The organism is Pseudomonas sp. FW215-R2, assembly GCF_058789255.1.
Map to the genome: position 1 here is coordinate 69,952 of NZ_JBYTBO010000015.1, position 21,965 is coordinate 91,916.

General features: G+C 61.7%; 18 protein-coding genes. 13 read left to right on the forward strand and 5 right to left on the reverse strand.

What is annotated here, in order from left to right; translation table 11 throughout:
* The first annotated feature begins 1 nt into the window (after window position 1).
* Window positions 2–616: a GNAT family N-acetyltransferase gene (locus AC3WRD_RS20485; RefSeq protein ID WP_102621888.1), complete on the forward strand. Its 615-nt coding sequence runs from the start codon at window positions 2–4 to the stop codon at window positions 614–616.
* On the opposite strand, the gene AC3WRD_RS20490 is transcribed toward AC3WRD_RS20485, so the two are convergent.
* Window positions 582–1,475 (reverse strand): LysR substrate-binding domain-containing protein, encoded by an 894-nt coding sequence (locus AC3WRD_RS20490; protein ID WP_102621887.1) that lies wholly within the window; start codon window positions 1,473–1,475, stop codon window positions 582–584. The two genes, AC3WRD_RS20485 and AC3WRD_RS20490, sit on opposite strands and share 35 nt — an antisense overlap.
* Window positions 1,476–1,560: 85 nt before the next feature.
* Window positions 1,561–1,797, reverse strand: a complete 237-nt coding sequence (locus AC3WRD_RS20495; protein WP_085733066.1) for a hypothetical protein — start codon at window positions 1,795–1,797, stop codon at window positions 1,561–1,563.
* A 185-nt stretch (window positions 1,798–1,982) separates the two neighbouring features.
* Between AC3WRD_RS20495 and AC3WRD_RS20500 the strand changes: the two genes are divergently transcribed.
* From AC3WRD_RS20500 to AC3WRD_RS20510, 3 genes are all read left to right on the forward strand, one after another.
* Window positions 1,983–2,543, forward strand: coding sequence for an NADPH-dependent FMN reductase (locus AC3WRD_RS20500; protein WP_096820540.1), 561 nt, complete (start codon window positions 1,983–1,985; stop codon window positions 2,541–2,543).
* Between the two features lie 114 nt (window positions 2,544–2,657).
* Window positions 2,658–3,761 carry a DUF2855 family protein gene (locus AC3WRD_RS20505; RefSeq protein WP_102621886.1) on the forward strand — a complete coding sequence of 368 codons (1,104 nt, stop codon included), beginning with the start codon at window positions 2,658–2,660 and terminating at the stop codon, window positions 3,759–3,761.
* Window positions 3,762–3,826: 65 nt separating this feature from the next.
* Complete coding sequence (locus AC3WRD_RS20510; protein ID WP_102621885.1) at window positions 3,827–5,110, forward strand: arsenic transporter; 1,284 nt, start codon at window positions 3,827–3,829, stop codon at window positions 5,108–5,110.
* On the opposite strand, the gene AC3WRD_RS20515 is transcribed toward AC3WRD_RS20510, so the two are convergent.
* Window positions 5,107–6,057 (reverse strand): DUF1853 family protein, encoded by a 951-nt coding sequence (locus AC3WRD_RS20515; RefSeq protein WP_102621884.1) that lies wholly within the window; start codon window positions 6,055–6,057, stop codon window positions 5,107–5,109. The two genes, AC3WRD_RS20510 and AC3WRD_RS20515, sit on opposite strands and share 4 nt — an antisense overlap.
* A 116-nt stretch (window positions 6,058–6,173) precedes the next feature.
* Here AC3WRD_RS20515 and AC3WRD_RS20520 point away from each other — a divergent pair, with 116 nt between their 5' ends.
* Genes AC3WRD_RS20520 through pepN form a run of 6 tightly spaced genes read left to right on the forward strand, consistent with a single transcriptional unit; the run spans window position 6,174 to window position 12,687 of the window.
* Window positions 6,174–7,064: an NAD(+) kinase gene (locus tag AC3WRD_RS20520; protein ID WP_085733063.1), complete on the forward strand. Its 891-nt coding sequence runs from the start codon at window positions 6,174–6,176 to the stop codon at window positions 7,062–7,064.
* Window positions 7,061–8,035, forward strand: coding sequence for a metallophosphoesterase (locus AC3WRD_RS20525; protein WP_371858325.1), 975 nt, complete (start codon window positions 7,061–7,063; stop codon window positions 8,033–8,035). Before AC3WRD_RS20520 ends, AC3WRD_RS20525 begins: the two co-directional genes overlap by 4 nt.
* Complete coding sequence (locus AC3WRD_RS20530; protein ID WP_102621882.1) at window positions 8,032–8,901, forward strand: rhomboid family intramembrane serine protease; 870 nt, start codon at window positions 8,032–8,034, stop codon at window positions 8,899–8,901. The genes AC3WRD_RS20525 and AC3WRD_RS20530 overlap by 4 nt, the downstream gene beginning before the upstream one ends.
* Window positions 8,902–8,931: 30 nt before the next feature.
* Entirely contained in the window at window positions 8,932–9,192 is a 261-nt protein-coding gene (locus AC3WRD_RS20535) for a YeaC family protein (RefSeq protein ID WP_007956913.1), read from the forward strand.
* Window positions 9,189–10,019, forward strand: coding sequence for a DUF2797 domain-containing protein (locus tag AC3WRD_RS20540; protein ID WP_102621881.1), 831 nt, complete (start codon window positions 9,189–9,191; stop codon window positions 10,017–10,019). Before AC3WRD_RS20535 ends, AC3WRD_RS20540 begins: the two co-directional genes overlap by 4 nt.
* 10 nt (window positions 10,020–10,029) lie before the next feature.
* Window positions 10,030–12,687 (forward strand): aminopeptidase N, encoded by a 2,658-nt coding sequence (gene pepN, locus AC3WRD_RS20545; protein WP_102621880.1) that lies wholly within the window; start codon window positions 10,030–10,032, stop codon window positions 12,685–12,687.
* Window positions 12,688–12,753: 66 nt separating this feature from the next.
* Here the strand turns inward: pepN and katG are convergent, their stop codons facing one another.
* On the reverse strand, window positions 12,754–15,027 hold the full coding sequence (gene katG / locus AC3WRD_RS20550; RefSeq protein ID WP_102621879.1) for a catalase/peroxidase HPI: 2,274 nt from the start codon (window positions 15,025–15,027) through the stop codon (window positions 12,754–12,756).
* A gap of 212 nt (window positions 15,028–15,239) precedes the next feature.
* Between katG and AC3WRD_RS20555 the strand changes: the two genes are divergently transcribed.
* From AC3WRD_RS20555 to AC3WRD_RS20565, 3 genes are all read left to right on the forward strand, one after another.
* Complete coding sequence (locus AC3WRD_RS20555; protein WP_102621878.1) at window positions 15,240–16,637, forward strand: alkaline phosphatase D family protein; 1,398 nt, start codon at window positions 15,240–15,242, stop codon at window positions 16,635–16,637.
* A 38-nt stretch (window positions 16,638–16,675) separates the two neighbouring features.
* Window positions 16,676–17,446, forward strand: a complete 771-nt coding sequence (locus AC3WRD_RS20560) for a hypothetical protein (protein WP_096820550.1) — start codon at window positions 16,676–16,678, stop codon at window positions 17,444–17,446.
* Between the two features lie 181 nt (window positions 17,447–17,627).
* Window positions 17,628–19,658, forward strand: a complete 2,031-nt coding sequence (locus AC3WRD_RS20565) for a TonB-dependent receptor (RefSeq protein ID WP_102621877.1) — start codon at window positions 17,628–17,630, stop codon at window positions 19,656–19,658.
* A 57-nt stretch (window positions 19,659–19,715) separates the two neighbouring features.
* Here AC3WRD_RS20565 and AC3WRD_RS20570 read toward each other — a convergent pair whose 3' ends face one another.
* Window positions 19,716–21,926 (reverse strand): LTA synthase family protein, encoded by a 2,211-nt coding sequence (locus AC3WRD_RS20570; protein ID WP_102621876.1) that lies wholly within the window; start codon window positions 21,924–21,926, stop codon window positions 19,716–19,718.
* Window positions 21,927–21,965: the final 39 nt, after the last annotated feature.

Here is a 21,965-nt window from a genome sequence, read left to right on the forward strand (position 1 = left end):
TATGCAACCGGTCATGAATCCAAAATACCCAGGGCTGTCGGTGCGCGTCGCCGACGATGGCTTTGCCGCTTATATCTGGGGCAGCGATTTCAGCTTCGAGGTCGCGGCCTATGGCGCGGCCGAAATCGGCAAACCCGTCGCGCAGTGGGGCGTGACGCCCATCGTGCCGTATCGCAAATGCTACGGCATCGATCCCGAGGAGTTCAGCAGTTTTCGCGATGCCGCCGACAGTGCGATTTTCATGGCGTATCTGGAAGATCAGCCAGTGGGGCATCTGGTGATCAGCACCAACTGGAACGGTTTTGCTCACATCGATGAACTGGCTGTGCATGCGCCGGCTCGGCGTCACGGTGTGGCCAAGGCATTGCTGGATGTGGCGCAGTTCTGGAGCCGCAAGAAAAAACTGCCGGGGATCATGCTTGAAACCCAGAACAACAACCTTGGTGCCTGTCGTTTATATGAGCGTTGCGGTTATGTGGTCGGTGGCATCGACCATTTGCGTTATCGCGGGATCGACCCGAACACCGCCGAAGTGGCGTTGTTCTGGTATCGAATATTCGATAATCCGCTGGAAAACCTGGTCAGCTCGCCAGCATCGCCGCGGCTTGTTCCGTGACAATGCCGAGCAGGGTCTGGACGGATGTTGGCGGCGTTGCGTGTTTGAAGGTCAGCGCGTAGAGGCTGATCGGAACTGCGGGTGACAGCGGGCAGACATCGAGGCCGCCGGCACGGGCGCCGAGTGCGGTGAACGGGTCGACGATGGCCAGGCCTTCACCGGCCTCGACCATGCTGCGCATCATCTGATGGGTCTGCACCCGGGTCTGGATGCTCGGCGCCGGGCGCAAGGCCTGAAGCTTGTGCTCCAGCGCCGGGCTCAACGGGTCCTGGCCTTCGAGGCCGACCATCGCCTGGCCTGCCAGGTCCTGCAGCGAAATGTACTTTTGCTTCGGTTGCAGCCAGCCGTGGGGGGCGAGCAATTGCAGCTTGCCTTGCGCCAGCACCTGGCAATCGATATCGGGGTGTTCAGGGTCGTGCAGGCTCAGGCCCAGATCGCTCTCGCGCAGCAACAGGCTGCGAACGATGTGGCGGGTGGGCTCGCTGAGCAGGGTGCAGGGTACGTCCGGAAGTCGTCGGCGCAATGCGGCGAGGCTTTGCGGCAACAGCTGCTGGGCCAGCGGCGGGGTGCCGATGATTCGCAGAGGCGGGGCGAGGTATTGCTTGAGGCTGCTGGCCAGCCGTTGCACCGGCTCCAGCGCGTCATAGATGTGGGCGATTTCGACTTGCAGCGCACGGGCTTCGGCCGTGGCCTGAAGCCGTCCGCGTACGCTGGCGAACAGCATGAACCCCAGCTGACTCTCGGCTTCGCGCAACCGCTCCTCGACATCGCCCGTCGGCAATTGCAGCCATTCGGCGGCGGTGCCCACGTGACCCGTCTGTAAAAGCGCCTGAATCACCTCGATATGACGTAAACGCATGCGTGAAGTCCATGTCCGGCCGTTGGGGTCAGTGGCTGAATCCTACCCCAACTCGGCGCGGATGACTTCTGCTCATAACAATCGGTTATGAAGCGACAGTCGGCTCTGGTTCGCGAATCAACGTGATGCCCGACTGAACCAGCAGGAACTCGTTGTCATCGACTTTGTTGACGCGATCGCCAATCGCCAGTTTGTAGGTTGTAACGGGCTCCATGCCGGTGAAACCGTCTGCCGACGGGTTGGATTCCTGGAACTCATGCACGGAATAAACGCGGCCTTCCGCATCTCTTGCATGGAACTGACCGACGAGTACTGCTGCCATCTGCTTAGAACCTCTGGAGATAAAACGCTTGATTTGCGGCTTGGTAGACCGTCATCGAGCTCGGTAAGTTTTCCTACAGGAAAAAAATAATCCGGACGCGGGAAATATCCTTCGTCGTCTGGTGGAATCGTCGCCGGATAATCTATAACTACAGGCTCCTCCCACGGACAGTCGAGAGTCTTCACATGAGCAATGTCTATAACGTCGCTGTAGTCGTCGGCAGCCTGCGCAAAGCCTCGATCAATCGCAAGGTCGCCCTGGCGCTGGCGGAACTGGCGCCGGCCAACCTCAAGCTGAACATTGTCGAAATTGGCGATCTGCCACTCTATAACGAAGACATCGACGGCGATTCACCGCCGGCAGCCTACAGCACTTTCCGTCAAAAAGTGGGTTCATCCGACGCGGTGCTGTTTGTCACACCGGAGTACAACCGTTCGGTACCAGCACCGTTGAAGAACGCGATTGACGTCGGCTCGCGGCCTTATGGCAAGAGTGTCTGGGGCGGCAAGCCGGGCGCAGTGATCAGCGTTTCGCCGGGTGCCATCGGCGGTTTTGGCGCCAACCAGCATTTACGCCAGTCCTTCGTTTTCCTCAACGTGCCGTGCATGCAGCAGCCGGAAGCCTATCTGGGCGGTGCCGGCACCGCGTTCGATGAGGCGGGCAAGTTGAACGAGTCGGTCAAGCCGTTCCTGCAAAGTTTCATCAACGCCTATGGGCAGTTTGTGGAACAGCACAAGAAAGTCTGAAGTTTTCAATTCCGCCCCAGACCATGATCGGTCACGCCTCGATGGAGTTTTCATCGGGGCGCATGGCCCGTGACGTTTGCGCCCCCGCCACTCTACGCAGCAGGAATCCGAGCGATGCAAAGTCCGATCACTGTCACGCGACTGGTGACCCGCAAAAGTGCGCTGGACCAGAGCCGAATCGAGCAGGAACAGCGCAGTTCAGTGGCGGCGGACGGCGAGGTGATCCTGAAAGTCGACCGTTGCGCCCTGACCACCAACAATATTTCCTACGCTGCATATGGCGATTCGATGCACTACTGGGCGTTCTTTCCGACAGGACTGGCTGAATGGGGCCACATTCCAGCCTGGGGTTTCGCCGATGTGATTGCTTCCAGCGTCGAAGGCGTGGCGGTCGGCGAGCGTTTTTATGGTTACTTGCCGCTGGCCAGTCATCTGTGGGTGCGCCCCGAGCGGGTCACCGGGCGTGGTTTCCATGACGGCACGGAGCACCGGCAGACGCTGAGCTCGGTTTACAACCAATACACCCGCTGCAGCAAAGATACGTATTACCGTCCGGCAACGGAAAACCTGCAGATTCTGCTCAAGCCGCTGTTCTTGACGTCGTTGATGTTGGCGGATTTCCTTCAGGACAATCAGTTCTTCGACGCAAGCCGTGTGGTGTTTTCCAGTGCTTCAAGCAAAACCGCCTACGGCACGGCGGTGTGTCTGGCCGGCCATCCGACGCTCGAATGTGTGGCATTGACGTCGGCCGGTAACAAGGCCTTTGTCGAAAGCCTGGGCTGCTATGGCCGGACGGTGTCTTACGCAGAGTTGTCGGAGCTGGCCAATGATCGTCCGACGCTTTATGTGGATTTTTCCGGCGACCCGGGTTTGCGCGAGCGGGTGCATCAGCATTTCACCGGTCACCTCGTCTACAGCTGTTTTGTTGGCTCATCGCACACCACCGATGAAGCAGAACTGGGCGCCGTCGAAGGGCTGCGACCGGTGTTTTTCTTTGCCCCGATCCAGATTCGCAAGCGCAGCGTCGAATGGGGCGCGGAGCGCGTGAACCGGTACGTCGGCGAAGGTTTGCAGCGGTTTTATCGCCAGGTCAGCGCACCGACTGACCCTCTGTTGCAGGTCGTGGAGAGTTACGGCCTTGAGGCAGCACAGAGCGTGATTTCTCGTCTGTTTCATGGTCATATCGCACCGGTGGAGGGGCACGTGATTCGACTGTGAGTTGACGGACGGGCAGGGTGCGCTTCCTCGATACCCATTCTGCCCCTGATCGAAGGTCGCTCTGCATGCTCACGGCTTCACTGATTTTCCTGCTGACCATCACCCTGGTGATCTGGCAACCCAAAGGCCTCGGGGTCGGCTGGAGTGCTACGTTCGGCGCGATTCTGGCGCTGATCTTCGGTGTAGTGCACCTGAGCGATATTCCGTTGGTGTGGCAAATCATCTGGAACGCCACCGGCACTTTCGTGGCGCTGATCATCATCAGCCTGCTGCTCGACGAAGCGGGGTTCTTTGCCTGGGCTGCGTTGCACGTGGCGCGGTGGGGGCGGGGCAGCGGGCGCAAGCTGTTTGCCTTCATGGTGTTGCTCGGTGCGCTGGTATCGGCACTGTTCGCCAATGACGGCGCGGCGCTGATCCTCACGCCCATCGTGATTTCCATGCTGCTGGCGCTGCGCTTTTCCCCGGCAGCGACCCTGGCGTTCGTCATGGGTGCCGGTTTCATTGCCGACACCGCGAGCCTGCCGCTGGTTGTGTCGAACCTGGTCAACATCGTCTCGGCCGACTTCTTTCACATCGGTTTCAATCGCTATGCGGCGGTGATGGTGCCGGTCAACTTCGTCAGCGTCGCGGCCACGCTGGCGGTGTTGTTGTGGTTTTTCCGCCGCGACATTCCGGCAGCCTACGATCCCGAACAGCTTGAGCACCCGGAGACGGCCATTCACGACAAGGCCACGTTCTACGCCGGTTGGGCGGTGTTGCTGATTTTGCTGGTGGGCTGTTTTGCCCTGGAGCCGTTGGGCATTCCGATCAGTGCGATTTCGGCCGTGTGCGCGGCATTGCTGCTGGGCATTGCCGCTCGCGGGCACAAGATCTCCACGCGCAAGGTGATGAAAGAGGCACCGTGGCAGATCGTGATTTTCTCGCTGGGCATGTATTTGGTGGTCTACGGACTGCGCAACGCCGGGCTCACGGATGATCTGGCCGGCTGGCTGGATGTCTTTGCCGGGTACGGCGTCTGGGGCGCAGCCATGGGCACTGGTGTGCTGACGGCGCTGTTGTCGTCGATCATGAACAACCTGCCGACGGTGCTGATCGGGCTGTTGTCGATCGATGCCAGCCAGGCGACCGGTGTCGTGAAAGAGGCGATGATCTACGCCAACGTGATCGGCAGCGACCTGGGGCCGAAGATCACCCCGATCGGCAGTCTGGCGACCTTGCTCTGGCTGCATGTGCTGGAGCGCAAGGACATCCGGATCGGCTGGGGGTATTACTTCAGGGTCGGGATTGTGCTGACGGTGCCGGTGTTGCTGGTGACGCTGGCCGCGCTGGCGCTGCGACTGAGCGTCTAACTCTGCCCGGGCACGTTCGGCCACAGATCCGAAACCAGGAACAGCCGTTCGGCCTCTTCCCAGTCACCCCGGGCATTTTCGGTCAAGCGCACCATTAACTGCGCCGGGGCCAGCGGTTCGAGTTCATCGAGCCAGGTCTGTAAATGCTCGTGGCTCCAGGTCTGATCCGCCGGGTAATGCGCCGGCGCCAGCCACGCATGGCGGGGCAGGGGTTGCCAGCGTCCGGCCGGGCGCTGGGCGACAAATGCCGGCCAATCCTTTTGATGCAACCAGCTGCCGCGCAGGTGCTGCGGATGGGCGCCGCTCGGTGGTTCGGATTGCCCGGGCCATGGATACAGCAGATAACCGCCCAGCCACAACTGCGCACTGAACGTTCCGACATCCAGCGCCGCCAGCGCTTCGCGGCTTTCCGGGCGGGCGGAGATCGGCAACTGGTGTTCGCTCAGGTGGGCCAGTTTGCGGTCCAGGCGATCATGGCAACCCGGGCCGAGCCACTGCGCCGGATCACGGCCGTCACCGTTCTGCGGGCCGAGGTAGAGTTTTATCGCCAACTCCAGGTGATGCACGCCGTCGCGGTCGCGCAGCAGCATGTCGAGTTCGCCGAGGGTGTGGCCCTCGCGACGGATCGGCAGGTTGGCGGCGATCAGTTCGATCCCCGGCGCATGCTCGACGGCAAACTGCCAGAGCCGTTCGTAATACAGGCCCAGACGCCGGGTGCGGGCCTGGGACAGCCAATGGAGCAGGCCGTAGCTGTCGCGGTCGAGTTCATGCAGCCAATGCGCGAGCCGTTCGGGATCGCGCACCCAATCGCTCCCGGCCAGCGGGTGGCGTTGCGGCCACGGTGTGGCGGCGAGCATCGGCGGGGCGAGGATCACCCACGCCAGATCGCGCACCTCCGGGTGACGCAACTGGTGGGGCAACTGGAGCAAATCGGGAAATAGGATCATCTTGCGAGCATAGCCTCAAACACGGTCGCCCCCTCGGGGCTGAAAGGATTTTGTCTATCCGGCGCTTTCGCCCATAATCGTCGTTTTCGCCGTTGCAGCCCCCCCGCAGGAGTCCCATGGAGCAATTTCGTAATATCGGCATCATCGGTCGCCTGGGCAGTTCCCAGGTGCTGGATACCGTCCGCCGACTGAAACGGTTTCTGCTCGATCGTCACCTGCATGTGATCCTCGAAGACACGATCGCCGAAGTCCTGCCCGGTCATGGCCTGCAAACTTCCTCGCGCAAGATGCTCGGCGAAGTCTGTGACATGGTCATCGTCGTCGGCGGTGACGGCAGCCTGCTCGGCGCCGCCCGGGCGCTGGCCAAACACAATATTCCGGTGCTGGGCATCAACCGTGGCAGCCTGGGCTTTCTGACCGATATACGTCCCGATGAGCTGGAAGTCGAAGTCGCCAAGGTGCTCGACGGCCATTATCTGGTGGAAAACCGCTTCCTGCTGCAAGCCGAAGTCCGCCGCCACGGCGAAGCGATCGGCCAGGGCGACGCGTTGAACGACGTGGTGCTGCACCCCGGCAAGTCGACGCGAATGATCGAATTCGAGCTGTACATCGACGGGCAGTTCGTCTGCAGCCAGAAAGCCGACGGCCTGATCGTCGCCACACCGACCGGTTCCACGGCGTATGCGCTGTCGGCCGGTGGCCCGATCATGCATCCCAAGCTCGACGCCATTGTGATCGTGCCGATGTATCCCCATATGTTGTCCAGCAGGCCGATTGTGGTCGATGGCAACAGTGAGCTGAAAATCGTCGTGTCCAAAGATATGCAGATTTACCCGCAAGTTTCCTGTGACGGGCAGAACCACTTCACCTGCGCGCCGGGCGACACCATCACTGTCAGCAAGAAAGCGCAGAAGCTGCGGCTGATCCATCCGCTCGACCACAACTATTACGAAGTGTGCCGTACCAAGCTCGGCTGGGGCAGCCGCTTGGGGGGTGGAGGCGAGTGATGCTCGATCCCGCGCGTGGTTACGATCTGATCGGTGACGTGCACGGTTGCGCTCTGACCCTTGAGCACCTGCTCGACCGGCTCGGCTATCACAAACAGGCAGGCGTCTGGCGGCACCCCTCGCGTATGGCGGTGTTCGTCGGCGACATCATCGACCGCGGCCCGCGGATTCGCGAGGCGCTGCACATCGTCCACGACATGGTCGAGGCCGGTCAGGCGCTGTGCATCATGGGCAACCACGAGTTCAACGCGCTGGGCTGGAGCACGCCGGCGCCTCCGGGCAGCGGCAAGCAGTTCGTGCGTGAGCACACGCCGCGCCATGCTCGTCTGTTGCACGAAACTCTGACCCAGTTCGAAGACCATCCTGGCGACTGGCACGACTTCCAGCAGTGGTTCTATAAACTGCCACTGTTCGTCGATGCCGGGCGTTTCCGGGTCGTGCATGCCTGCTGGGATGCCGGCCTGATCGAGCCGTTGCGCGCGCTGTTCCCCGATGGCTGCATCGATGAACACTTCCTCCAGGCGTCGGCCGTGCCGGGCAGTTTCGCCTGCACCGTGTTCGATCGCCTGCTGCGCGGCACCGACATGCGCCTGCCCGATGGCCTGACCATGACCAGCGGCGACGGCCTGGTGCGTTCGTTCTTCCGCACCAAGTTCTGGGAAGACGATCCGCAGACCTACGGCGACATCGTGTTCCAGCCCGACGCCTTGCCGGAACCGGTGGCGCAGAAGCCGTTGACGTCCAGCGAAAAGAATTCCCTGTTGCGCTACGGCGTCGATGAGCCTTTGCTGTTTGTCGGCCACTACTGGCGCAGCGGCAAACCGGCGCCGATCCGCCCGAACCTCGCGTGCCTGGATTACAGCGCGGTGCTCTACGGCAAACTGGTGGCCTATCGTCTGGATCAGGAAACCCGCCTCGATCCGCATAAATTTGTCTGGGTCGATGTCGAGCGGCCGGAGGTGCTGCGATGAGCGCGGTAGCGGTATTGCGTCTGCCATTGGCGGCGGACCTGAGCGGTTTCGTCAAACTGCTGCAACGGATGCAGGTGCCTCACCGCGTCAGCGAAGAGTCGGGCGAGCAAGTGCTGTGGGTGCCGTCGGAAATCAGCGATGACGTGCGCTCGCTGTACGAGCGCTTCCCGGCAGGTGACCCGGAGCAGCAACTGGATATTCCGGTAGCGCCGACGTTCAAGCGTCCGAGCTTCGCCGAACAACTGAAACACGCCAAGGCCACCGGCTTTATTCTGTTGCTGAGCCTGCTGGTCGGCGGGCTGACGTATCTGGGCGACAACCTCGACACGATGCGCTGGCTGACCTTCCTCGATTTCCGTGTAATCGGCGACTACATCCACTTCACGCCATTGGCCGACAGCCTGGCGGCGGGGCAGTGGTGGCGTCTGTTCACGCCGATGCTGATCCACTTCGGCATCCTGCACCTGGCCATGAACGGCATGTGGTACTGGGAACTGGGGCGGCGCATCGAGTCGCGTCAGGGCAGCGTCAACCTGATCGGCCTGACGTTGCTGTTCAGCCTGGTGTCGAACTATGCGCAATTTGCGTGGAGCGGCCCGAGCCTGTTCGGCGGTCTGTCCGGCGTACTTTACGGGTTGCTCGGTCACTGCTGGATCTTCCAGTTGCTGGCGCCGAACCCGGCCTATCGCCTGCCGCGCGGCGTGCTGGTGATGATGCTGGTGTGGTTGCTGGTGTGCATGTCCGGGCTGATCTCGATGATCGGCTTCGGCGAAATCGCCAACGCCGCCCACGTCGGCGGGTTACTCATCGGATGCTTCACCGGTTTGTTGGGCGGTTTGTATAACCGCCGTAAACTGGCCGCCTGAATTTTTTGGATAAAGAGCACGGAGACCCTGATGTCCTCTTTTAACGACCTGATCAAGAACATCACCCCGGATATCTACCAGAGCCTGAAACTGGCCGTAGAGATCGGCAAATGGTCCGACGGCGGCAAACTCACCGCCGAGCAGCGTGAACTGTCGTTGCAGGCGATGATCGCCTGGGAAATGCAGAACCTGCCCGAGGAAGAGCGCACCGGTTACATGGGCCCGCAGGAGTGCGCGTCGAAGTCGATCGAAGTGCCGAACATCCTGTTCAAGTCGGACGCCATCCATTGATCGAGATTGGCCGCGGTGCAATCAGCAAAATGTCGGCGCGCCTGGACGGGCCGAACGTGCAATACGCGTTTCGTCTGGATGACGTCGAGGTGCCGGTCAACCCGTTGATCGGCACGACGGTGCGTCTGGAATATCTGGGGGCGATTCACTGCACCCATTGCGGGCGCAAGACCAAGACCAGTTTCAGTCAGGGTTATTGCTACCCGTGCATGACCAAACTGGCCCAGTGCGACGTGTGCATCATGAGTCCGGAGCGCTGCCACTTTGACGCCGGCACCTGCCGGGAACCGGAGTGGGGCGAGAAGTTCTGCATGACCGACCACGTCGTCTACCTGGCCAATTCGTCGGGGATCAAGGTCGGCATCACCCGCGCCACCCAGCTGCCGACCCGCTGGCTCGATCAGGGTGCCAGTCAGGCGCTGCCGATCATGCGCGTCGCCACGCGGCAGCAGTCCGGTTTCGTCGAAGACCTGTTCCGCAGTCAGGTGGCCGACAAGACCAACTGGCGCGCCTTGCTCAAGGGCGACGCAGCGGCGGTGGATCTGGCGCAGGTGCGCGATCAACTGTTCGACAGCTGCGCCGAAGGTCTGCAAGGCTTGCAGGAGCGTTTCGGTCTGCAGGCGATTCAGCCGGTGACCGACGTCGAGCCGCTGGAAATCCGTTACCCGGTCGAGCAGTACCCGGCCAAGATCGTCAGCTTCAACCTGGACAAGAACCCGATTGCCGAAGGCACGCTGTTGGGGATCAAGGGTCAGTACCTGATCTTCGACACCGGCGTGATCAACATTCGCAAGTACACGGCCTATCAGCTCGCCGTGCATCAATAAGGACTTCAGCATGCGCACCGAACAACCGAAGATGATTTACCTGAAGGACTATCAGGCGCCCGAGTACCTGATCGATGAAACACACCTGACCTTCGAGTTGTTCGAGGACCACAGTCTGGTCCACGCGCAACTGGTGATGCGCCGCAACCCGGCCCGTGGCCCGGGCCTGCCGCCGCTGGTGCTCGATGGCCAGCAGCTGGAGTTGCTCTCGGTGACCCTGGCAGACCAGGAACTGAGCGCTGACGATTACCAACTGACCGAAAACCACCTGACCCTGCAACCGGCCAGCGAAACCTTCACGGTCGACACCAGCGTCAAGATCCACCCGGAAACCAACACCGCACTGGAAGGCCTGTACAAGTCCGGCACGATGTTCTGCACCCAGTGCGAGGCCGAAGGTTTCCGCAAGATCACCTATTACCTCGACCGCCCGGACGTGATGAGCAAGTTCACCACCACCGTGGTCGCCGAGCAGCACAGCTATCCGGTGCTGTTGTCCAACGGCAACCCGATCGCCAGCGGCCCCGGCGAAGACGGCCGCCACTGGGCGACCTGGGAAGACCCGTTCATGAAACCGGCCTACCTGTTCGCGCTGGTGGCCGGTGACTTGTGGTGCGTTGAAGACATCTTCACCACCATGACCGAGCGCAACGTGGCGCTGCGCATCTATGTCGAGCCGGAAAACATCGACAAGTGCCAGCACGCCATGAACAGCCTGAAGAAGTCGATGCGCTGGGACGAAGAGGTCTACGGTCGCGAGTACGATCTGGACATCTTCATGATCGTCGCCGTGAACGACTTCAACATGGGCGCGATGGAGAACAAAGGCCTCAACATCTTCAACTCCAGCGCCGTGCTGGCCCGTGCCGAAACCGCCACTGACGCCGCGCACCAGCGGGTCGAGGCGATCGTCGCCCACGAATACTTCCACAACTGGTCGGGCAACCGCGTGACCTGCCGCGACTGGTTCCAGCTGTCACTCAAGGAAGGCTTCACGGTGTTTCGCGACGCCGGTTTCTCCTCCGACATGAACTCGGCCACGGTCAAGCGTATTCAGGACGTGGCGTACCTGCGTACCCACCAGTTCGCCGAAGATGCCGGCCCGATGGCCCACGCCGTGCGCCCGGACAGCTTCATCGAGATTTCCAACTTCTACACCCTGACCGTGTACGAAAAGGGCTCGGAAGTGGTCGGCATGATCCACACCCTGCTGGGCGCCGAAGGCTTCCGCAAGGGCAGCGATCTGTACTTTGAACGTCATGACGGCCAGGCCGTGACCTGCGACGACTTCATCAAGGCCATGGAAGATGCCAACGGCGTCGACCTGACCCAGTTCAAGCGCTGGTACAGCCAGGCCGGTACGCCGCGTCTGGCGGTGAGCGAGTCGTACGATGCCGCCGCGAAAACCTACAGCCTGACCTTCCGTCAGAGCTGCCCGGAAACCCCGGACAAGGTTGAAAAGCTGCCGTTCGTGATCCCGGTGGAACTGGGTCTGCTCGACAGCAAGGGCAATGAAATCGCCCTGCGTCTGGCTGGTGAAGCCTCGGCCCAAGGCACTACCCGAGTGATCTCGGTAACCGAAGCCGAGCAGACTTTCACCTTCGTCGACATCGCCGAACAGCCGCTGCCGTCCTTGCTGCGTGGTTTCTCGGCGCCGGTGAAACTGAGCTTCCCGTACAACCGCGACCAGTTGATGTTCCTGATGCAGCACGACAGCGACGGTTTCAACCGCTGGGATGCCGGTCAGCAACTGTCGGTGCAGGTGCTGCAAGAGTTGATCGGCCAACAGCAGAAGGGCGAAAGCCTGGTGCTCGATCCACGTCTGATTTCCGCTCTGCGCACTGTGCTGGCTGACCAGACGCTGGATCAGGCGATGGTCGCGGAAATGCTCTCGCTGCCAAGCGAGGCGTACCTGACCGAAATCAGCGAAACCGCTGATGTCGAGGCGATCCACACCGCTCGCGAATTTGCTCGTCAGCAACTGGCGGACAACCTGTTCGAAGCCCTGTGGCAGCGTTATCAGGCCAACCGCGAGCTGTCGAAAAAGACCCCGTACGTGGCCGAAGCCGAGCATTTCGCCCGTCGCGCGCTGCAGAACATCGCGCTGTCGTACCTGATGCTCAGCGGCAAGCCAGAAGTGCTGGCGGCAACACTGGAACAGTTCGACGCCTGTGACAACATGACCGAGCGCCTCACCGCGCTGGCCGTGCTGGTCAACTCGCCGTTCGAAGACGAGAAGGCCAAGGCGCTGGCCAGTTTCGCCGAGCACTTCAAGGACAACCCGCTGGTCATGGATCAGTGGTTCAGCGTGCAGGCCGGCAGCACCTTGCCGGGCGGTCTGGCACGGGTCAAAGCCCTGATGCAGCACCCGGCGTTCAACATCAAGAACCCGAACAAAGTGCGTGCACTGGTCGGTGCCTTCGCCGGGCAGAACCTGATCAACTTCCACGCGGCGGATGGTTCGGGCTATCGCTTCCTCGCGGATCTGGTGATCGAGCTGAACGGCTTCAACCCGCAGATCGCTTCGCGTCAATTGGCGCCGCTGACCCGCTGGCGCAAGTACGACAGCGCTCGTCAGGCGTTGATGAAAGCGGAGCTGGAGCGGATTCTGGCGTCGGGTCAGTTGTCCAGCGATGTGTACGAGGTGGTCAGCAAAAGCCTTGCCTGAAGTCTTTTCAGGGCAATAAAAAACGCCGCTCAATGAGCGGCGTTTTTGTGGGTGGGTAAAAAGCCCTTATTGGCGCAGATCAAACCGATCCAGGTCCATCACTTTCGCCCACGCGGCAACGAAGTCGTTGACGAACTGTTCCTTCGCATCGGAACTGGCATACACCTCCGCCAGTGCCCGCAGTACCGCGTTGGAACCGAACACCAGATCGACCCGGGTTGCCGTCCATTTCACGCCGCCGGTCTTGCGATCGCGACCTTCGAACTCATCCGCCGCTTTGGACGTTGGTTTCCACTCCACGCCCATGTCCAGCAGGTTGCGGAAGAAGTCGTTGGTCAGGGTGCCGGGTTTGTCGGTGAACACCCCGTGCTTCGTCTTGCCGACGTTGGTGTCCAGCACGCGCAGGCCACCGACCAGTACCGTCAGTTCCGGCGCCGAAAGCGTCAGCAGTTGTGCCTTGTCGATCAGCAACGCTTCGGCCGGTACGCGGTAAGTGTTGGCGGCGTAGTTGCGGAAGCCGTCGGTGTGCGGTTCAAGGAAGCCGAACGACTCGACGTCGGTCTGCTCCTGAGTCGCATCGGTACGGCCGGGCGAGAAGGGCACCGTGACCGAATGGCCGGCGTTTTTCGCCGCCTGTTCGACCCCGGCATTGCCGGCCAGCACGATCAGGTCCGCAAGCGAGACTTTCTTGCCTGACGCCCCGGTGTTGAACTCGTTCTGAATGCTTTCGAGGGCTTTGAGCACCCTGTCCAGTTGTTCGGGTTGGTTGGCCTGCCAGAAGCGTTGCGGTGCCAGACGCAGACGTCCGCCGTTGGCGCCGCCACGTTTGTCCGAACCACGGAAGGTGGACGCGGACGCCCAGGCGGTGGAGACCAGTTCCGAAACGGACAGCCCCGACGCCAGCACTTTGCCTTTCAGTGCCCTGATATCGCTGTCGTCGACCAGTGGATGGTTGGCCTCGGGGATCGGGTCTTGCCACAGCAACTCTTCCTGCGGCATTTCCGGGCCGAGATAGCGTGACAGCGGGCCCATATCGCGGTGGATCAGCTTGTACCAGGCGCGGGCGAAGGCGTCGGCCAGTTGATCGGGATTGGCCAGGAAGCGCCGTGAGATCTTCTCGTAGGCCGGGTCGAAGCGCAGGGCCAGGTCGGAGGTGAGCATGGTCGGGTCGATGCGCTTGTTCGGGTCATGAGCATGGGGAATGGTGCCGGCCCCGGCGCCGTTTTTCGGTTTCCACTGGTGGGCGCCGGCCGGGCTCTTGGTCAGTTCCCACTCGAAGCCGAACAGGTTTTCCAGGTAGTTGTTGCTCCATTGGGTCGGGGTGGTGGTCCAGGTCACTTCCAGGCCGCTGGTGATGGTGTCGCCACCCTTACCGGTGCCGAAGGTGCTTTTCCAGCCCAGGCCTTGTTCTTCCAGGCCGGCGGCTTCCGGTTCCGGCCCGACGTTATCGGCAGGGCCGGCACCGTGGGTCTTGCCGAAGGCGTGGCCGCCGGCGATCAGGGCGACGGTTTCTTCGTCGTTCATGGCCATGCGGGCGAAGGTTTCGCGGATGTCTCGGGCCGAGGCCACCGGATCGGGATTGCCTTCGGGGCCTTCCGGGTTCACGTAGATCAGGCCCATCTGCACGGCGGCGAGCGGGTTTTCCAGATTGCGTTCGCCCTGGTTGGTGCGGCTCTGTTCATGGCCGTGCTCGGCGGGTTCGGCGACGAGGGTGCCGTCACCTGGTTCCTGCGTGGCTTCGGGGTGTTTGCCATAACGGGTGTCACCGCCCAGCCATTTGTTTTCCGAACCCCAGTAGACGTCTTCGTCCGGCTCCCACACATCGGGCCGGCCGCCGGAGAAACCGAAGGTCTTGAAGCCCATGGATTCCAGCGCGACGTTACCGGTGAGGACGATCAGGTCGGCCCAGGAAATGTTGCGGCCATATTTCTGTTTGATCGGCCACAGCAGGCGCCGGGCCTTGTCGAGGCTGACGTTGTCCGGCCAGCTGTTGAGCGGGGCGAAGCGTTGCTGGCCGGAGCCGGCGCCACCACGGCCGTCAGCGGTGCGATAGGTGCCGGCGCTGTGCCAGGCCATGCGGATGAAGAGCGGGCCGTAGTGGCCGAAGTCGGCAGGCCACCAGTCCTGGGAGTCGGTCATCAGCGCCGTCAGGTCGCGTTTCAGGGCCTGGAAATCCAGGCTTTTGAAAGCCTTGGCGTAGTCGAAGTCCTGGCCCAGCGGATCGGAGGCGGGCGAGTGCTGACTCAGGATTTTCAGGTTCAGTTGATTCGGCCACCAATCGCGGTTCGTCGTGCCACCGCCGGCGGCGTGATTGAACGGGCATTTCGATTCATTTGCCATGTTCGGGTCCTTATCAGGTCTTCTGCGGCCGGCTCGTGCCGACTTCGGATTAGTAAGGCTAGACCCGACTGGGAATGTCAGCTAATAGGCCGACTATTGGTGCCTGATAGGTAAAGTCTTTTACCGGTTGCTTCGACGGATTTGCTACTACGCTGATATCAGCAAGACGCAGCGCGGTTCGGGACACCCGACGTGATGACCAGGAGGTTCGCATGATGCTCTCTGCCCGTCCTTTGATTGGCCCACCGGGGATATTCCGGGTCTGGGTGGGTGCCTTTGGCGTAATCAATCCGCCGGTTCCCCGATTCACCATCGACGGTACGCCGGCTGCGACGGTGGGCCCGGCGGTGTTCTTCGAGGTGCGCGACAAGCAGCGCCAGGCCGGTTCCGGCAACAGTCCAGCCAATCATCAGGGTGTCTTCGAGCTGCAATCGCCGGGGCCCGGGGATCATGTGGTGGTTGTCAGCCTGGCGGGAGAAACGTCGTCCGTTCGCTTGCGGGAGATGCCCGCCCGGGTGACTGAACCGTTTGCCGGCGGTTTCACAATGCTGCTGGCCTCCTGTTATTACCAGAAGAACGACAAAGGCGCGCTCGCCAGCCTGCAATCGCGCCTCAAATCGCGCCCGGACATGGTGTTGCTGGCCGGCGATCAGGTGTACCTGGATTTGCCGCTGCACGAAGACCTTCCAGGAAACGAACCGGCGCTCTCGCGGATGCTGGGCGACAAGTACGCGAAGCACTGGCTCTCGAGGGAAAAGCAGATCAACGGGCTGGACCCGCTGTTGCAACTGGCGCCCACGGCCTGCATTCCCGACGATCACGAATACTGGAACAACGCGCCGCATTTCTCGCCCTGGCTGCCTTGCACCTATACCGCGCAGAGCCGGCAGATGCTCGCCAGTGCCGGGCGCAATCTGTATGAGGACTTTCAACTGGGCGGTGACCCCGCATCCCATCAGGGCGCGCAGCGAATCGAGGTCGATCCGCTGCGCATGATTTTGCTCGACACTCGTTCGGATCGCGATCCGGGCGGGGCTTACGATGGCCGGTACGGTTTGATGAGCAAGGCCACCGAAGACGATCTGGTGCAGTGGCAAAACGACCTGCTGAACGATCACCGCGCCGGCAAACTGACCATCGGCGTACTGGCCGCCGGACAGACGCTGTTTTCCAAGGCACCGCCCTGGTACTCCGAATGGGCGGACTCGGATCTGCAGAGCTACGCGCAGTTCGGCATCATCCTTCGGGTGCTGCGCACGGTCTGCGAGGCGGGCATCCCGGTGGTGTTTCTCAGTGGCGATGTGCATTACAGCACCATCTCCAGGGCGACCTGGACCAAGACCGGACAGGAATGCCTGTTTGAAGTGGTCAGCTCGCCGGTTTGCCAGATCGATGGACCGCCGACCAAGGCCGACCCACCGGTTACGGATCTGGACGCCAAACGCTTCCAGACGAAATGGGTCGACCATTACTCAGGCAACGTCGTCCTGACGATCAACTTTTTGCGGGGAGGTGGCAGTGTCGACATGAACATCACCTTGTACCCGCTGGATGGCGGCCACCTGTCGCCTCGCGCTCTGGAGACGATTCGTCTCACCCCTCGGCATTGACCACGTTTTGCACAGGTTCGACTCAAGAGGCAAAAACCATGTTGAAAAATCGCAGTGGAAGCGGACGCAACCCGGAGATCGTCGAGCAGGAGCGCCGCCGGAGTGAGAGTAACGATGGATGGCTGGAGCGTGCGTTCAAGGACCTCGGCCAGCCGGATCTGAAGAAAACCACCTTGCTCGTGCTGGCCGGGGGCAAGGATCAACTGGCCACGCGGGTGCGCATTGCCCAGTCGGCCCTGCGTAATGACCGGTTGCCGTCCTATTGGTCCGACTGCTTTCTGCTCAAGATCAAAGATGACGGCTTGTCAGGCGCCAAGGTCTTTCACGTGCCTTTGATTCAGCCAGCCAGACCGTTCGCGACCGAGCGCAACGGTGTGGTGGAGGAAGATCTGGCGTTTCTGTCGAACAAGGACGAATGGCCGAATCTGGCGTTGCTGGCGTTTCCGGTCGATCAGCGCGACGTGGTGTCGAAGCTGAAAAGGTTCATGATCGATCGCAACAGCCTCGATGCCCTGGAGCACATTCTCAAATGGCTGGCGTATGCCTGGGGTGTTTCGCGAACCCCCAATCCGGTGCACGAAGACATGGGTTTCCCTTCGGCGTGCATGCTGGAGGTGGCGTTTTCCGCCGCTCAACTTGATCTGACGCCGGGCCTGGCTTCAAAGGTTTCCTGCCCCGAAGCGATCTGGAGCACGGCCTGTTACTGGCAGAAATACTACGAGCAGAGTCGTGGCGCGGTGCCTTTGGGAAGGTACGTGATCGGGCACACCTACGACATTGATGACGGCAGACCGAAACGGGGGAAATGACCGGGTGCTCCTTTGGAAGACCCGTGCTTGAGCGGTTGTTGTAAGCATTGAGGCAAGAATCGTGATGGTCATTGGAAATGTTATTGTATAACATAAAAATGATTTCATCTGATCGATGTCACTGACCTGTCCGTGTGGCAGTGGCATCGATCCTTACTTTTCTGCCTTACGGAATTTAGAAATGCCTTCCCGTTTTCCCTCTTTCCAGCCAAGTCTGTTGGCGTCTGCGTTGCTGATCGCATTGCCCGCATTCGCCGCCGAACCCCTCGAACTGCAACCGCAAGTCATCACCGGCAATCCGCTGGGCAGCCAGAGCCTGGCTTCGCCCTCGACGGTGTTGAGCGGCGATGAGCTGACGCTGCAGCAGAAGGGCAGCCTGGGCGAAACCCTGAACAAACAGCCGGGCGTGTCGTCGTCCTACTTCGGGCCGGGCGCCAGTCGCCCGATCATTCGCGGGCAGGACGGCGATCGCATCCGAATTTTGCGTAACGGCGTCGGCGCGCTCGACGCCTCGTCGCTGTCCTACGACCACGCCGTGCCGCTGGACCCGGTCAACGTCGAACGCATCGAAATCGTCCGTGGCCCGGCCGCGTTGCTCTACGGCGGCAGCGCGATTGGCGGGGTGGTCAACACCTTCGACAACCGCATCCCGACCGAAGCCATCGACGGCATCCACGGTGCCGGCGAGCTGCGCTATGGCGGCGCCGACACCACCCGCAGCAGCGCGGGGAAACTCGAGGCCGGCAACGGCCAGTTCGCCTTGCACCTGGACGCCAGCGCCCGCGAGTTCAATGACCTGAAAATCCCCGGCTACGCCAAAAGCAGCCGCGAACGGGCGGGCGACGATGGCGATTCCAGCAAGCATCGTCTGGCCAACAGCGACGGTCGTCAGGACGGCGGCGCGGTGGGCGGGTCTTACACTTGGGACGACGGTTATGCGGGGCTGTCGTACAGCAATTACGACTCCAATTACGGCTCACCGGCCGAAGACGACGTGCGGATTCGCATGCAGCAGGAGCACTACGCGTTCGCCTCGGAAATCCGCAACCTGGAAGGCCCGTTCAGCTCGGTCAAGTTCGACGCCGGCTACACCGATTACCAGCACCGAGAGATCGAGGGCGGCGAGGTCGGTACCACGTTCAAGAACAAGGGCTACGAAGCGCGGGTCGAGGCTCGGCACCAGCCATTGGGGCCGTTCAACGGAGTGATCGGCGCACAGGTCAGTCGCAATGAATTCTCGGCGCTGGGCGAAGAAGCCTTCGTGCCGCAGACCGACACCAACGCCGGTGCACTGTTCGTTCTGGAAGAGCTGCAAGCCACGGATCGCTTGCTGTTCACCCTTGGTGGTCGCCTGGAGCACACCACGGTCGACCCGGACGCCAAAGGCAACGAGCGTTTCGCCAATGCCGACCGCTCCAGCAGTTTCACCGCCGGCAGCCTGTCGTCCGGCGCGGTGTACACACTGACGCCGATCTGGTCGGTCGCCGCCACGCTGGGCTACACCGAACGGGCGCCAACGTTCTACGAGCTGTACGCCAACGGCGCCCACGTCGCGACCGGTACGTATGAAGTCGGAGATGCGGGCCTGTCGAAGGAAAAAGCCGTCTCCAGCGATCTGGCGCTGCGTTTTGACAACGGCACGCACAAGGGCAGCGTGGGCGTGTTTTACAGCCACTTCTCCAATTACATCGGCTTGCTCGGCACCGGGCGTACGCTCAATGACGAAGGGGAAGAGGACGCGGGCGGAATTCCCGAATACGCCTATTCCGGTGTCCGTGCGCGCTTCAGCGGTATCGAGGCCCAGGATCGCTGGCAGCTCGGCGAGAGCGCCTACGGCAAGTTCGCGCTGGAATTGTCGGGCGACTACACCCGCGCCAAGAACCTCGACAACGGTCAGGATCTGCCGCGCATTGCGCCGCTGCGGTTGAACACCGGTCTGCTCTGGGAGCTGGATCGCTGGCAGGCGCGGATCGATGTGGAGCACGCCAGCGCTCAGCATCGGGTGCCGGACAATGAAAGCAGCACCGATGGCTACACCACGCTGGGTGCGAATGTGGGGTATCACTTTGATGTCGGCCAGAGCAAATGGCTGGCCTTCGTCAATGCCGAGAACCTGACCAACCAGACTGTGCGCTACGCCAGCTCGATCCTGCGCGACATTGCGCCGGCAGAAGGGCGAAGCATTCAGGTCGGCCTGCGCACCACGTTCTGATCGTTCCCCGCGATCTTGCGCCAGCGTCCCGCGAATCGCGCGACGCTGGCGTCGACATCAGCTCGACTGAGCGGTGTCGTCTTCCGGGAGTTCCTCCCGCAGATCCTGTTGCCCCGGCAGCTCGGTGATCACGCTGAAGTCCGTGACCTCCACCGCCCCCAGCCCATAACCCAGCAAATGGAACGAGAAGGCCTTGCGCGGTTGCGGGTTGTCGAAGCTGAAATCCATTTCCAGCGGCTGGTCCGCCGTTGCGACCATTTCCGAAGGCAGGCCGAGTTGCACGTCCTGTTCGAACTCCTTGGCCTTGAGCTGGATGTACGCCGCCTGCTGCGGATCCATCGAGCGCACGGTCAGACGCACGCGGGTGTGCGAGCCCTTGGGCATTTCCAGGTATTGCGCGCCGATCAGGTTGTCGGCCCAGTCATCCTTGATCTGCGCTTGCAGCGGGATGATGTTGTCGCTGCCAAACTGATAGCGCTGGTTCAGCGGGGTGCGCAGCAGCGACAGGTCCAGCGCATCGGCGCGGGCTGCAATCTGCCGGGCATTCTGGCCGCTGGCATTGCCCTTGAACGTGGCGCTTTCGGCGATGAAACCTTCGCTGGCGTAAGCGCGGCAACGTCGCGGCATGTCGCACTCGGTCAGGATGCCGTGGCCGTCGTGGTAGCGCAGCTTGCCGTTGGTGAACGACATGATTTCGCGACCGGTATCGTAGTCGCGAAACAGCGAGCGGCCACTGAGTGCTGCCGGGACCGGCAGGTCAAAGTAGTCGAGAATCGATGCGCTCAAATCGACATGTCCGTAGACCCCTGCGTTCAGGTAGGGCAACTGGGCCTGTTCCGGCGCCAGGGTCAGGTTGAATCCCCAGGACGACGCCAGGCGCACGCCATCGATGCCATGGGATTCGTCCGACGTGATCACCACCAGCGTGTCTTTCAACACGCCCTGACGTTCGAGGCCGCTGAGGAACTGGTCCAGGGCGTCGTCCAGATAGCCGACGGCTGCCTGCTTCGGCGTGTCGTAGCGTTGCAGGTATTCATCCGGCGCGGAGTAGGGCTGATGGGTGCCGACGGTCAGCAGGGTCAGCATCCATGGTTTTTTCTGTTTCTTCAGTTGGCCGACGTAACCCAGCGCGCCCTCGAAGAAGGCCTTGTCGTCCTTGCCCCACGGGAATTCCAGGTAGTTGGCGTTGGTGAACCACTCAAGGCCATGGGTCGCATCGAAGCCGATGTGCGGCATGATCTTGTCTTTGGCCATGAAGCGCAGGCCGGCGCCTTGCAGGTAGTGAGTGCTGAAGCCGTTCTGGCGCAACTGGGCCGGCAGGCAGGCCTGGTTGCGTTCGTTCTGGGTCAGCATTTCCACGCCTTTGGGCGTGCCGTTGTTCAACTTGTCGTAATCGCCGCAGAGCATGGCGTACAGGCCGCGAATGGTCTGGTGCGTGTGCAGCACGTAGTCCGGCGTGTTCATGCCGCGCTCGGCCCAGCGGCTGAGCTTGGGCATCAGGTCTTCCTGATAATGGCTGCCGATCGCCTCGCGATTGGCGCGGATGTAGGCGCCGGGAATGCCCTCGACGGTGACGATCAGGACATTGCGCGCCTGACCTTTGGCTGCCAGTAACGAGTGACCATTCAGGTCGAGGTCGGTGAGTCCGGCCATCGAGGGCGCTGGTGCGTCGCTGCCACCTTCCAGCCATTCCTCGGCCTGCATTTGTGCGTCGGCGACCTGCGCGGCGAGCAACTGATGCGGCAGGTTGTACAGGCGCCATGGGTCGGCGTCGCTCGGCGAGAGATTCTGTGCGCCCCAATGGGCGGCGAACAGCAACACCGGTGCCGTCCACGCCGCGCGGGGCAGGGCCGGGGCGGGAGTCGCGCGGTTTGCCCACTGCGTCGCCAGCCACAGCAGCAGGGCCAGCAGCAATGCGCCGGCCACCGCCGGATGGGCAAAACCGCCGCCGGTGGAGTTCTCCACGAATTGCGGGTCGATCAGGTAATGCAGGTCCTGGGGATTGGGCAGGCGCCCGACCGCGCTGACCAGTTCAGCTGTCGCCACCGCCAGCAAGCCCCAGAACACCAGCACCGGCAACCCCAGCCACCACGGCCGGCGATGCAGCAGGACCACCAGCAGGCTGCCGATGGCCAGGTCGGAAAGATAGCCGAACAGGCTCGACCAGCCGAGTGCCGCACGCAGGCACACCGGTACGATCAGTACCAGAAAAACCAGAGAGAGAAGACGGGCGTCGGGGTGCCGAAGCCGTTGAAAAAGAGCGCTCACAAAAAAGACCTTCCAGCCATCAAACCGTCATAAAAGTGT